We start from the raw sequence: 12,866 nt of genomic DNA, 5'->3' as shown, positions 1-12,866 counted from the left end.
AATAGCCAATCAAACAATTGGCATCAACGATTCAATATGACACGCTATTGAGTTCTCAAGAAACAGCCACACACCAGGTAATTCTCCGAGATCTTTTGTTTTTCTCGGCGTTTCCCTCGCGGTGATCCCAACTCTATCAGGCTTTCCGGGGGCTTTTTTCACCGCCCGGTCCGCCGTAGTTCATCGGGACCGCTGTCGCTCCTTGCGGACTCGCGTCCGCTCGTGGCGACTCGGAGAACATTAGGCAACCAGGCCAGGCGAGTCAAATCGTGGTGCCAAGACCCTGATTCGCCCCGCGCCGGCCGCCTACGAGCCCTCCGGCACCGGACGACGAAGGCCCCTCGAATCCGAGGGGCCTTCGTCGTACTTACTTACGTAGCGGGGACAGGATTTGAACCTGCGACCTCTGGGTTATGAGCCCAGCGAGCTACCGAGCTGCTCCACCCCGCGATGTGGTGTGCCCCTAGTATGCCTGACGCGGACGCCATATGGCCAATCGGTTTCCACTGGGCTGCTGAACAGGCAACGGAAGCCGGTAGTGGAAGCCGAGACAACGAACGAGGGTCGCCTCTGAATTCAGAGACGACCCTCATTTGTACTGATCACAACAGTAGCGGGGACAGGATTTGAACCTGCGACCTCTGGGTTATGAGCCCAGCGAGCTACCGAGCTGCTCCACCCCGCGTTGCGGTTCCTCTACTGTACGTCGAACGTGCTCGGCGGCGCAAATCGAATCACGAGTGGCGGACAATGGTCGGTATGAGCAGTCCGATGAACACCGCGCTGACGCAGGCGCTGATCGAGTTGGAGCAGTACGTGGCCAAGGACGGCTGGGATCAGCAGCCGCGCCTGTTCGCCCTGGTCGACACGGCCGAGTTGATCGCCGCCGAGCCCCGCCTCGCGGCCGCGCTCGCGCCGGAGACGGTCGAGTTCGAGGGGCAGATCGGACCGCTGCGTACCTATACCTCCATCGAGCAGGAGGACCTGCCGACCGATCAGGCGCTGGACGAGATGCTGGCCGGCATCGCCTGGCCGTCCACCGTGCTCGGCACCGCGCTGGTGGTCGAGCGCCTGATGCTGCCGCCGAGCGTTCAGGAGCAGCTGCCCGCGGACGAGGCCGACGCCGACGCCTGGGTGGCCGCCCACCCGGAGCGCCAGGAGGTGCGCATCGCCGTGGGCGTGCTGCGGGACGGGTCGCGCGACTGCGCGCTGCGGCTGCGCGGCAAGGAGAAGGACGAGGACGTGCTCTCCGGGCCCGACCTCGTACCGAACCTGGTGCGGGCGCTGGCGCAGACGCTGCACGACTGAGCCCGGCCGACAGGCCCGGCACAAGCCCACCCGGCTCACACGGACGGAACAACACTCTCTGGAAAACGACGTCGGCCCGGCTCCCACCTCCACGCGCGTGCGTGGGGCGGGGGCCGGGCCGACGGGCGTTACGCCGTGTCAGTTCGTGGCCCGGGTCAGCACAGCGGCGGGGTCTTGCCCGCCTTGATGTCCTGGAGCGCGGTGAGGGCGTCGTTGAGCGTGTTCACCTTGACGAGTTCGAGGCCGGCCGGCTGGTTCGCCTTCGCCTCGGCGCAGTTGGCCGCCGGGGCGAGGAACACCGTGGCGCCGGCGTCGCGGGCGCCGATGGTCTTCATCTGGATGCCGCCGATCGCGCCGACGTTGCCCTGCGCGTCGATGGTGCCGGTGCCGGCGATGACCTTGCCCTCGGTCAGTCCGCCCGGGGTGAGCTTGTCGATGATGCCGAGGGCGAACATCATGCCCGCGCTCGGTCCCCCGACGTTGTTGAGCTGGATGTCCACCGTGAACGGGAAGACGTTCTCGCTCTCGATCGAGATGCCCACCTCGGCCTTGCCGCCGCTGTTCGTCGTGCCGGTGACCACGGTCTTCTTCTTCTGGTCCCGGGTGACCACGAAGGTGACCTGCTCGCCCGGCTTGACCTTCTGGATCGCGCCGGTCACCGCGGTCATCCCGGCGGTCCCGCCGGAGCTGATCGGGGTGCCGTCGATCGAGTCGATCAGGTCGCCGGCCTGGAGCTTGTTCGCCGCGGGGCTGCCGTCGTTGACCGAGGCGATGACCACGCCGCTGCCGGTCGGCTTGATGCCGAGTTCGGCCAGCGCGGCCGTGACCGCGGAGTCCTGGGAGTCGGTCATCTCCTGGGTGTTCTCCGCGTCGGACTGCTGCTGGGTCTGGCCCGGCGGGTAGATCGAGTCCTTGGGGACGATCGCCTCGCTGTTGTTGAGCCAGCCGAGCAGTGCCTGGCCGAGCGGCATCTGGTAGCTCTCGTCCGAGACGCCGACCGTGACCATGCGCAGCTGACCGTTCGTCGGATACGTCTGCTTGCCGGTGATCGTGATCAGCGGCGTGCCGTTCTGCGATCCGAGGACGTCGAAGGTGGGCCCTGGGGTCAACTCGGCGTAGGGCACGGGCTGGAAGAGCGCACCGGCCACGAAACCGGCCAGCAGGGTCCCGGAGACCGCCAGGGTCACGGTACGACGACGAGGCATACGCCCGACCTTAGTGCACCCGGCTGAGTCCCGGCAGTCCGGACTACTCCTGCCGCGCCCGGGCCGCGACCCCGCCCTGCGCGCTCCTGGCCAGCGCTTCCCGGGCGCGCTGGTAGCGGTCGAGGGTCTCGACGTCGCCGCGGGCGGCGCGCACCCGCCGGCTCACCGCGATCACCATCGCGGCCAGGGCCGCGATCACCAGCGGCACGGCCCACCAGATCAGGATGGATAGCACGGGACCGACGCTAGCGCCGCGTCGGCGCGAGAGCGCGGCGACGCGCGGCCGCCGGGGCCGCGGGTCAGTCGGATGCCACGCCGGCTCCGGTCAGACCCCGACCCAGTTGTGCGATCCGTCGGCGAAGCCCTCGCGCTTCCAGATCGGGACCTCGCGCTTGAGGGTGTCGATCAGCGCCCGGCAGGCGTCGAAGGCGGCGGAGCGGTGCGCGGCCGAGGCGACCACCACCACCGCGGCGTCGCCGACCTGGAGCGGGCCGACCCGGTGCGTCGCGGCCAGCGCGATCACGTCGTGGTCGGCGGCGACCTTCTCGGCCACCTCGTGCAGGCGCCGGGCGGCCTCCGGGTGCGCCTCGTACTCGAGGCCGGTCACCTCGGCGCCGGGGGCCTCGGGAGTGTGGTCGCGCACCGTGCCGAGGAAGACGGCGGTGCCGCCGGCGGCGGGGTCGGCGACGAGCGCGAGCAGCTCGTCCACGGACAGGGGCGAGGTACGGATCTGGGTATGGACGCTGCTCACCCCGCCATCATCGCGCATCCGGGCGCCGGCCCGCGAGGATCGGCGCTGAGACTTCGCCCACGGGTTCGAGGGCTCGACGGCCGCGACGGGGGTCCGGCGGGTTCGGCGCCCGGCTCAGGCGCGGCGCTTCTTCCTGGCCCGGCGCACCAGGGCGGCGGTGCCGACCAGGGCGACGGTGGCGCCGGCCGCGCCGAGGGAGGCCGCGGCGTCCTTCTTGCCGAGCCGGCGGGCGAGCGCGGCGTGGTGTCCCTCGACCTCGTCGAGCAGCGCCTGGAAGGCCTCGACGTTCGAGTAGCGCGGTGTGAAGCCGGACTCCTCGAGCCGGTCGGTGGCCACGGCCCACGGGTGCATGACGTACTGCAGCTCGGTGGCGGGGGCCGGGGTCAGGTGCAGCCGGTGCAGGCGCTCGGCCGCGCCGAGGGCGAGGCCCGCCGGGAGTTCCATCCGGCGCAGCCCGGAACCGGCCTCGACCTCCTCCTGGCCCAGCCAGCCGGGGCTGGCCACGTTCATCGGCCCGTCCAGCTCCTCGTGCAGGGCGGTGTGCGCCAGCGCTCCGGCCAGGTCCTCGAGGTGGCAGAACTGCCAGCACGGCTCGGCGTCCTTGACCACGAGCAGGCGCGGAGCCTCGAAGTGGCGGGTGAAGACGGTGTCCACGCCGGGGCCGGTGACGATCGCCGGGCGCAGCACGGCCACGCTCAGGCCCGGGTGGGCGCGCGGGGCCCGGCGGCCGAGCCGTTCGATCTCGAGCAGGTCGCCGACCAGCGAGCCGTCCGGGACCGCGCGCAGCTGGGCGCCGTCGTGGATCGGGACCGGGTTGTCCGGCAGCGCGCCGTAGACCATGGCGCTCGAGCGCAGGATGACCCGGTGCACCCCGGCGGCGGCCGCGGCGGTGAGCACGGTCTCGGTGCCGCGCACGTTGTAGCGGGTGCGCTCGGCCGGGTCGGTGTCCGGACTGGTGTCGAGGTCGGTGTGCACCAGCACGTCCACCCCGGCGAGACGTTCGGCCAGCGAGGGGTCGAGCAGATCGGCGGCCCGCTGCACCACGCCGTCCGGCCACAGCTCGCGCTCGGCCCTGGACGAGCGCGGCACGAGGCCGATACTGCGGCGCACGCCGGAGCGCCCGGCCAGCTCCCGCAGCACGGCCGAGCCGAGCCGGCCCGCGGCACCGGTGACCGCGACCGTCTTCGGCCTGGTCCGCGAGCCGGGCACCGGCCGCGTGTCGCCGTCGGAGGCGCGCAGCCTGGTCGTACGCTGTCCGTCGTCTGCCGGGGAACTCAAGGGCACGCTCCGTTAGTTACTAACGTAGGAGAGGGAGGTATTCCCGCCTCTCATGATCGCTGATCCTTCCGTGAGCCGGTGCACCGGCCGCGGAACTTAAGCCACTCGAGGTATCGAACGTGAACGACCACCCGGAAAGTTTCCCGGACCCGGAGGAAGAGCCCGACTCGGTGCGCTTCGAAGAGGTGGTCAAGGGGCTGGAAGGCCTCGGCGCCGACGTGGAGCGGGAAGAGACGGAGAAGGCCGAGCGCGAACGCCGTGCGCGCGAGCAGCAGCAGGGCGCCGCGGACGAGGAGGCGGACTCGCCCTTCGGCGGCATGCCCTTCCCCGGGCCCGAACAGCTCCAGCAGCTGCTCGGCGCGCTCGGCCTGGGCGGCGGCGACGGGGGCGAGGAGGGCCAGCCGCCCGACCTGGCCGACCTGGCCAAGGGCCTCGGCGCGCAGATCCCGGGCCTCGACCCGCAGATGCTGGCGATGGTCATGGGCCGGATCCAGTCGCTGATCAACTCGGGTGAGGGCCCGGTGAACTGGGCCCTGGCCAAGGACATCGCCCGCGGCGCGAGCGCCCAGGCCCCCGACCCCTCGCCCACCAGCGGCGAGCTCGGCGCGCTGCAGGACGCGGTACGCCTGGCCGAGCACTGGCTGGACGCGGTGTGCGCGCTGCCCGCGGGTACCACCGGCGCGCTGGCCTGGAGCCGCGCGGAGTGGATCGAGCAGACCCTGCCGGTGTGGAAGCGCCTGGTGGAGCCGGTGGCCCAGGGCATGACCGCGGCGATGACGGGCATGCTGCCCGGCCCCGCGGCGGAGATGGCCGGGCCGATGGGCGCGATGCTCCAGCAGATGTCCGGCACGCTCTTCGGCCACCAGGTCGGCACCGCGCTGGCCGAGCTGGCCGGCGAGGTGCTCGGCTCCTCGGACATCGGCCTGCCGCTCGGCCCCGAGGGCAAGGCCGTGCTGCTGCCGGCGAACGTGGCCGCGTTCGGCGCGGGCCTCGAGCTCCCGGCCGCGGACGTGCGGCTCTACCTGGCCCTGCGCGAGGCGGCCTACCACCGGCTGTTCGCGCACGTGCCGTGGCTGAGCGCGCGCGTGCTGGACGCCGTGGAGACGTACGCGCGGGGCATCTCGGTGGACGAGGGCCGCATGGAGGAGATGATGCGCTCGCTCCAGACCCCCGAGGGCATGGCGAACCTGCAGGACGTGCTCGGCGAGGGCGGCCTGACCTTCACCGCGCCGGACACCCCGGCCCAGCGTGCGGCGCTGACCAGGCTCGAGACGCTGCTGGCGCTGACCGAGGGCTGGGTGGACGCGGTGGTCGACGCCGCCGCGGCGCCCAAGCTGCCGGGCGCGGGAGCGCTGCGCGAGACCTTCCGCCGCCGCCGCGCCGCGGGCGGCCCGGCCGAGCAGACCTTCGCCGCCCTGGTCGGCCTCGAGCTGCGCCCGCGTCGGCTGCGCGACGCGGCCAAGCTGTGGGCGTTGCTGGCCGAGGCCCGCGGCGCCGAGGGCCGCGACGCGCTCTGGGCCCACCCGGACCTGCTGCCGACGGCGGAGGACCTCAACGATCCGGAGGGCTTCGTGCAACGCCGCGAGACGGACCTCGAGGCGCTCGGCAAGCTGATGGAGTCGAGCGAGGGCGAGGACGGCGCCGAGGGCGACGAGGGACGTGACAGCGGGAGCGACGGGCACGGCGAGAACGAGAGCTGACCGACGGCGACCGCCGCGGACGCACCGTCAGACGGGTAGGACGATCTGACGATGCGTCCGAGGCGGGCTGATCTCGCCTCAGACTGATCGTGCCTCGGTTGTCCGGATCCGCCGTGCGCACCGCCGCCGGTCGGTTCCAGCGGCGCGGCACCGGGCCGCCGATCCCGCGTCAGCCGCGGCGGATCTCCAGCAGGGGCACCAGCTGCTCCTCGGGGGTGAGCGAGCCGTGCATGCCGATCTGGCGGGCGTCGACGGCCTCGCGTTCGGTGGCCACGACGGCCCAGTCCCGCTTCATCGCCACGATCACGTCGCCGACGCGGGCGGCCATGGCGGCGTCGACCGCGTCCGGGGGGCCGAACCAGCCCTCGGCCACGGCCTGGTCCCGGGAGCGGACCACGGCGACGCCCTCGAGGCGCTCCTCCCAGATCGCCAGCACGTCGCGGGCGGCGCCCTGGGTCGCGTAGACGTGCCGGGCCCTGGCCTCGCCGCCGAGCATGGCGACTCCGGCGCGCAGCTCCCAGTCCTGGTCCATGTCGATCCGGTGGTCCTGCGGCACGTCGACCATGCCGTGATCCGCCGTCACGAACAGCGTCGCGTCCGCCGGCATCTGCTCGGCCAGGCGCTGGACCAGGCCGTCCACGTACGACAGCTCCTCGCGCCAGCGCGGTGAGCCGACGCCCACGGTGTGGCCGATGAAGTCGAGGTCCCGGTAGTACAGGTAGACGAAGCTGCGTTCCCCGGAACCCAGCGCCTCCACCGCGCGCCGGGCCGCCTCGTCGGAGGAGTCGGCGCCGGAGAAGCGCGCGCCGCGGAAGACGGAGCGGGTCAGGCCCGAGTCGGCGAAGCGCGGCGCCGAGACGTGGGTGACCGTGATCCCGGCCGCCGTCATGCGTTCGAACATGGTCTCGCGCGGCTGCCACTCGAGCGGGTCGACGTTCTGATCCCACCTCAGGAAGTTCATCAGCTTCCCGGTCGCGGGCACCATGAGCCGGTAGCCGAGCATGCCGTGCGCGCCCGGGGGCAGGCCGGTGCCGACGGAGGCGAGCGAGGTCGAGGTGGTCGAGGGGAACCCGGCGGTCAGGCTGTGCCCGGTCTCCGGCTCGGCCAGCAGCGCGGCCAGGTACGGGGCGTAGGCGGCGTGCCGGCGCAGCAGTTCCCGGCCCATGCCGTCGACCAGCAGCAGGCAGGCCTTGCGGGTCGGCTCGGGCCGCCAGGTGCCGAGGGCGCGGGTGCGGCCGTCCGCGTCGGGCAGGCCGAGGGCGCCGCCGATCACCGGGATGACGTCGCTGAGCGCGCCGGCGGGATAGGCGGGCGGGTCGAGGCCGTCCTCGTCGACGGCGGGGGGCGGGGGGCCGGACACCTTCAGCCGCGCAGGCCGGCGGTGGCGGCGCTGAGCGCGGTGGCGAACTCGAGGGTGCGCGCCACGGCCTCGGCGCCGTCGGCCCCGGTGGACACCCGCAGCTGGAGATCGTCCCCTGACATCGTGCCCGTATATCCGTGGTCCGCCTCGCAGTGCGGGTCGCCGCAGCCGGCCGGCTCCAGGTCGATCCGGGCGATGGCGCCCCAGCCGACGGTGAGCACGGCCTCGCGCGGCAGCGTGCCGGCCACGTGCGTGGCCGGGTCGTCCACGACGCGGGTGACCACGCAGGTGGTGATGCGGTCGAGGCGGATGGCCTCGGTCGAGGTGGAGGCGTAGGAGCTGACCTGGCTGTCCATGCCGTCGATCGCCGGTTCGGTCCCGTGCTCGTCGGTGTGTCCGATGATCAGCCTGGTGTCGGTCAGGACCAGCACGCTCACGTGCCGGCGCACCTCCTCGTTGTCGAAGGTGGTCTCCTGGTGCACCAGGTGGCTACGCACGGGCTCAGGCCCGATCGCCGCCTCGATCGCCTCGGCCACCAGGGCCGGATAGTAACCGCTGCGTTCGATGGCCTCCCGCAGGCCCGGGTCGAGCGGGGTCGTGTTCGGCATGTGTCCCATCCTCGCACCGAACCGGGGCTTGCGTGCACACCGGGGCGGGGCATTTCACGCGGTGTCCGACGCAGGCGGCACAATGTGCACGGGCGCGCCCGCGCGGCGCCGCGCGCCCTGGCGTTTCCACAGCGGCGAGAAGCGAGATGAATCCGATGGCACGGCGCAACGCAACCAGGGAGTCCGAGCCCTTCGAGGAGCGGATCGTCGATATCGACGTGACCGACGAGATGTCGAACTCCTACCTGCAGTATTCGTACTCGGTCATCTACTCCCGCGCGCTGCCGGACGCGCGGGACGGGCTCAAGCCGGTGCACCGACGGATCCTGTACCAGATGGGCGAGATGGGCCTGCGCCCCGACCGCGGCTTCGTGAAGTCGGCGCGCGTGGTCGGCGAGGTCATGGGCCGGCTGCACCCGCACGGCGACGGCGCCATCTACGACGCCCTGGTGCGTCTGGCCCAGCCGTTCTCGATGCGGCTGCCGCTGGCCGACGGGCACGGCAACTTCGGCTCGCTCGGCAACGACGACCCGCCGGCGGCTATGCGCTACACCGAGGCGCGCCTCTCCCCGGCCGCGCTGCTGATGACCAACGACATCGACGAGGGCACCGTCGACTTCGGGCCGAACTACGACGGCCAGGAGACCGAGCCGATCGTGCTGCCCTCGGCTTTCCCGAACCTGCTGGTCAACGGCACCACCGGGATCGCGGTCGGCATGGCCACGAACATGCCGCCGCACAACCTGGGCGAGGTGGTGGCCGCGGCCCGGCACCTGATCAAGCACCCGGAGGCGACGCTCGAGGAACTGGTGCGCTTCGTGCCGGGTCCCGACCTGCCGACCGGCGGGCGGATCGTCGGGCTCGACGGGGTGCGCGACGCGTACGAGTCGGGCCGCGGGGTGTTCCGGATAAGGGCCTCGGCTCATCTCGAGCCGATCGGCCGGCGCCAGGGCATCGTGGTCACCGAGCTGCCGTACAACATCGGCCCGGAGAAGGTGATCGCGAAGATCAAGGAGCTGGTGCAGAACAAGAAGGTCCAGGGCATCGCGGACCTCAAGGACCTGACCGACCGCACCAACGGGCTGCGGATCGTGATCGAGGTCAAGAACGGCTTCAACCCGGAGGCGATCCTGGCGCAGCTCTACAAGCTGACGCCGCTCGAGGAGTCCTTCGGCATCAACAACGTGGCACTGGTGGACGGGCAGCCGCTCACCCTGGGCCTGAAGGAACTGCTCGAGGTCTACCTGGACCACCGCTTCGAGGTGGTGCGCCGGCGCAGCGAGTTCCGCCGCAAGAAGCGGCAGGACCGGATGCACCTGGTCGACGGCCTGCTGATCGCGCTGCTCGACATCGACGCGGTTATCCAGACGATCCGCACCTCGGAGGACTCGGCCGACGCGCGGCGACGGCTGCGGGAGCGCTACGAGCTCAGCGAGATCCAGGCGAACTACATCCTGGACACCCCGCTGCGCCGGCTGACCAAGTTCGACCGGCTCGAGCTGGAGAACGAGCAGGAGCGGCTGCGCGCGGAGATCGCCGAGCTGTCCGCGATCCTGGACTCGGACTCGCTGCTGCGCAAGGTGGTCTCGGACGAGCTGGCGAAGGTGTCCAAGGAGTACGCCACGCCGCGGCGCACCGCGCTGCTCGAGGCCGACGAGGTGCCCGCGATCGTGGACGTGCCGCTGGAGGTGGCGGACGAGCCGTGCCGGGTGGCGCTGTCCACCAGCGGGCTGCTGGCCCGGCTGCCGGCCGACTTCGCCGCGGACGCGGGACGGCCGCGGGCCAAGCACGACGCGCTGCTCTCGCTGATCGACGTGACCACGCGGGCCGATCTGGGCGTGGTGACCTCGGCCGGGCAGCTCTACCGGGTGGCGGTGGTGGACGTGCCGGTGCTGCCGCCGGACGCGGACGGACTGTCCGGGGGCATCTCCGTGCGCGAACTCGTGCGCGGGCTGGCCGAGGACGAACAGGTGCTCTGCGTCGCCAGTCTGAACCCTGATTCGCCCGGGGTGGCCCTGGGCACCGAGCAGGGCGTGGTCAAGCGGGTGGTGCCGGAGTACCCGGCGAACAAGGACACCATGGAGGTGATCACGCTCAAGGACGGCGACCGCGTGGTCGGCGCCTGCGAACTGCGTACCGGGCGCGAGGATCTGGTGTTCATCACCACGGACGCGCAGCTGCTGAAGTTCTCGGCGGACCTGGTGCGTCCGCAGGGCCGGCCGGCCGGCGGCATGGCCGGGATCAAGCTGGACGACGGCTCGAGCGTGCTCTGCTTCACCGTGGTGGATCCGGATCAGGACGCGGTCGTGGTCTCGGTGGCCGGCAGCGGGGACACGCTGCCCGGGGTGATGCTGAGCACGATCAAGGCCACGCCGTACCGGCTCTATCCGTCGAAGGGCCGGGCCACCGGCGGGGTGCGCTGCCAGCGCTTCCTCAAGGGCGAGGACCGGCTGGTGTTCGCCTGGGCCGGGCCGTATCCGGCGCGTCCGGTGGACGAGGAGGGCCGGGCGCTGGTGCTGCCCGCGCTCGACGACCGGCGGGACGGTTCCGGTGCGCCGCTGGCCAAGCCGATCGGGCGGATCGGCGGCTGAGGACCGTACGGCGGGGCGGTCGGATCCGGTGGGTCCGACCGCCCGGCGCGTGCGCCGTAACGCCCACACCGCGTGGGAGACTAGGAACATGCGACCTTCGTTCTCGACTTCCGGCGTGGTCGACCTGTCCGCGCTGAAGAAGCCCGCGCCCGCCGCGGGCGGCGCGGCCGGATCCGCCGCCGGCTCGCCCGGTGATGACCCGGCGCCGGCCACCGGCGCGTCGGCGTACGTGATCGACGTGTCCGAGGCCGATTTCCAGGCCGAGGTGCTCGATCGCTCGCTGCAGGTTCCGGTCGTGCTCGACCTGTGGGCCGAGTGGTGCGAGCCGTGCAAGCAGCTGAGCCCCGTGCTCGAGCGTCTGGCCGAGGAGTTCGGCGGCCGGTTCGTGCTGGCCAAGGTGGACACCGACGCGAACCAGCGGCTGGCGCAGATGCTGCGCGTACAGGGCATCCCCGCGGTCAAGGCGGTGGTGCAGGGGCAGCTGGTGGGCGAGTTCACCGGCGCGCAGCCGGAACCGCAGGTGCGCGCCTGGCTGACCGACCTGATCACCATGGCGGAGACCGAGTTCGGCATGGCCGGCCCGGACGACGCCGCGCCGCTGCCGACGCCTCCGCTCGATCCGCTGCTCGAGGCCGCGTACACGGCACTGGAGTCGGACGATCTGGACGGCGCGGCCCAGGCCCTGCAGAACCTGCTCTCCGACCAGCCCGCGCACGCGGAGGCGAAGGCGATGCTGGCGCAGGTGGATCTGCTGCGCCGGACCGCGGACGTGGACCCGACCGCGGTGCTCGCGGCGGCGCAGGCCGCTCCGGACGACATCGAGGCCCAGTGCAAGGCCGCTGACGTGCTGCTCGCCTCGGGCCGCGCCGAGGACGCGGTGGCGCTGCTGCTCGACGCGGTGCGCGCCAGCTCCGGCACGGACCGGGATCGGGCCAGGCTGCTGCTGATCGAGTACTTCGAGCTGCTCGGCCCGGAGCACCCGGCGGTGCCCAAGGCCCGCCAGCGCCTGGCCGCGCTGCTGTTCTAGCTCCGCCACCGGCGCGCCGCCTCCCGCGGCGGCCGCGCCCGTCACAGAACGCTGAATCCATCGCCCGGAGCCGCACCCGTCGGCTCCGGGCGCACGTGTTCCCGGTGGTCCGCGGGTCCCCCGCCCGGGAACATTACCTACTCTTTACCAATTCGCACGTCGCCGTTTCCGGTTACCCAGGGTGCGAATCCGAACCACTCCGCGTATGTTTCGCAGCATATTGTCCGGATTCACCCGAATACCGACCGTCACGGATCATCAGGCGGGCGACCGGCATCCGGACGCCGTCCACCGCTCTTGGTTACCGACGGGTAACGCGACTCTTGTGTATACGCGGGGGTCTCCTCGAACATCCCTCCTACCGGCCTACGCCGGGCATACGGTCTGCACATTGGTCTACATAGGAGTGGACACAGATGAAAGACACCTCGGGGGCTCAGGTCCTGGGGCGCACCTCGCTCAAGCGGCTCGGCATGGTCATGGTGCCGACGCTCGCCGTGGCAGGCGTGCTCGGTGTGATGATGGCCAACGGCGCGATCGCCATGTCCCTCGCGATCTCCGGCCAGACGGCGCAGATGACGGTCGGTGAGCTCAGCGGCACCGGCTTCGCCCAGTACGGCGGCGTGGACCAGGAGTCCAACGGCACGCCGGTCGCGGTCGCCGTCTCCTCGTTCACCAGCGCGACCATCTCGAACGGCCTGTGCCAGTCGGTCACCACCGACCTGAGCAAGCTGACCGGCGGTCTGCTCGGCAACTACACGCTGACCCTCAAGGCCAGCGGCGCCACTGCGTCGAGCCTCGTGATCGACCTGCAGACGCTCAACGCGACCGAGGCCGATTTCAGCGGCATGAACATCGGCACCGACGCGGGCGCCAGCGGCGGCGCACCCGGCCTGTTCGCTCAGACCGCCACCAGCGCGGACCTGAAGAACGTGCAGCAGGTCTCCAACGCCACCACGGCCGGCTCCTTCGACCTGCAGAACATGTCGCTGTCGATCGCCCCCGGCACCACCGGCTGCATCCAGTAGCACGCCTACC

11 protein-coding genes and 2 tRNA genes are annotated in these 12,866 nt (G+C 71.6%); 5 read left to right on the top strand and 8 right to left on the bottom strand.

Going from position 1 to position 12,866, the window contains the following annotated elements; all coding sequences use genetic code 11:
* Positions 1–376: 376 nt before the first annotated feature.
* Both KDL01_RS14640 and KDL01_RS14635 read right to left on the bottom strand, forming a co-directional pair.
* Positions 377–450: transfer RNA gene (locus KDL01_RS14640), tRNA-Met, on the bottom strand.
* Positions 451–611: 161 nt separating this feature from the next.
* Positions 612–685: transfer RNA gene (locus KDL01_RS14635), tRNA-Met, on the bottom strand.
* Between the two features lie 74 nt (positions 686–759).
* Here KDL01_RS14635 and KDL01_RS14630 point away from each other — a divergent pair.
* Entirely contained in the window at positions 760–1,308 is a 549-nt protein-coding gene (locus tag KDL01_RS14630; RefSeq protein WP_212529023.1) for a PPA1309 family protein, read from the top strand.
* A 155-nt stretch (positions 1,309–1,463) separates the two neighbouring features.
* Here the strand turns inward: KDL01_RS14630 and KDL01_RS14625 are convergent, their stop codons facing one another.
* The 4 genes from KDL01_RS14625 to KDL01_RS14610 form a co-directional block, all read right to left on the bottom strand.
* Positions 1,464–2,513, bottom strand: a complete 1,050-nt coding sequence (locus tag KDL01_RS14625; RefSeq protein WP_212529022.1) for a YlbL family protein — start codon at positions 2,511–2,513, stop codon at positions 1,464–1,466.
* A 43-nt stretch (positions 2,514–2,556) separates the two neighbouring features.
* Positions 2,557–2,748 (bottom strand): hypothetical protein, encoded by a 192-nt coding sequence (locus tag KDL01_RS14620; protein ID WP_212529021.1) that lies wholly within the window; start codon positions 2,746–2,748, stop codon positions 2,557–2,559.
* 90 nt (positions 2,749–2,838) lie between these two features.
* Entirely contained in the window at positions 2,839–3,282 is a 444-nt protein-coding gene (locus KDL01_RS14615) for a molybdenum cofactor biosynthesis protein MoaE (RefSeq protein ID WP_212529020.1), read from the bottom strand.
* Between the two features lie 96 nt (positions 3,283–3,378).
* On the bottom strand, positions 3,379–4,542 hold the full coding sequence (locus KDL01_RS14610; protein WP_246576436.1) for an NAD-dependent epimerase/dehydratase family protein: 1,164 nt from the start codon (positions 4,540–4,542) through the stop codon (positions 3,379–3,381).
* A 119-nt stretch (positions 4,543–4,661) separates the two neighbouring features.
* Here KDL01_RS14610 and KDL01_RS14605 point away from each other — a divergent pair, with 119 nt between their 5' ends.
* The gene (locus KDL01_RS14605) at positions 4,662–6,242 is read left to right on the top strand and encodes a zinc-dependent metalloprotease (protein ID WP_307846334.1); all 1,581 of its coding nucleotides are present in this window, start codon (positions 4,662–4,664) and stop codon (positions 6,240–6,242) included.
* Between the two features lie 169 nt (positions 6,243–6,411).
* Here the strand turns inward: KDL01_RS14605 and KDL01_RS14600 are convergent, their stop codons facing one another.
* Together KDL01_RS14600 and KDL01_RS14595 are read right to left on the bottom strand one after the other, a co-directional pair.
* Positions 6,412–7,602: an alkaline phosphatase family protein gene (locus tag KDL01_RS14600; RefSeq protein ID WP_212529019.1), complete on the bottom strand. Its 1,191-nt coding sequence runs from the start codon at positions 7,600–7,602 to the stop codon at positions 6,412–6,414.
* 2 nt (positions 7,603–7,604) lie between these two features.
* Entirely contained in the window at positions 7,605–8,210 is a 606-nt protein-coding gene (locus KDL01_RS14595) for a DUF5998 family protein (RefSeq protein WP_246576435.1), read from the bottom strand.
* A gap of 155 nt (positions 8,211–8,365) precedes the next feature.
* On the opposite strand from KDL01_RS14595, the gene KDL01_RS14590 reads away from it, so the two are divergent.
* The 3 genes from KDL01_RS14590 to KDL01_RS14580 all read left to right on the top strand — a co-directional run bounded on the left by KDL01_RS14590 (position 8,366) and on the right by KDL01_RS14580 (position 12,856).
* Positions 8,366–10,801 carry a DNA gyrase/topoisomerase IV subunit A gene (locus tag KDL01_RS14590; protein WP_212529025.1) on the top strand — a complete coding sequence of 812 codons (2,436 nt, stop codon included), beginning with the start codon at positions 8,366–8,368 and terminating at the stop codon, positions 10,799–10,801.
* Between the two features lie 88 nt (positions 10,802–10,889).
* A complete protein-coding gene (locus tag KDL01_RS14585; protein ID WP_212529017.1) occupies positions 10,890–11,828 on the top strand; it encodes a tetratricopeptide repeat protein in 939 nt (312 codons plus the stop codon).
* A 416-nt stretch (positions 11,829–12,244) separates the two neighbouring features.
* Complete coding sequence (locus KDL01_RS14580; RefSeq protein WP_212529016.1) at positions 12,245–12,856, top strand: DUF6230 family protein; 612 nt, start codon at positions 12,245–12,247, stop codon at positions 12,854–12,856.
* The last annotated feature ends 10 nt before the right edge of the window (positions 12,857–12,866 follow it).

The organism is Actinospica durhamensis, from assembly GCF_018139695.1.
Lineage (GTDB): Bacteria > Actinomycetota > Actinomycetes > Streptomycetales > Catenulisporaceae > Actinospica > Actinospica durhamensis.
The sequence above is the reverse complement of the archived record's forward strand: the minus strand, read 5'-3'. Positions and strand labels throughout refer to the sequence as shown.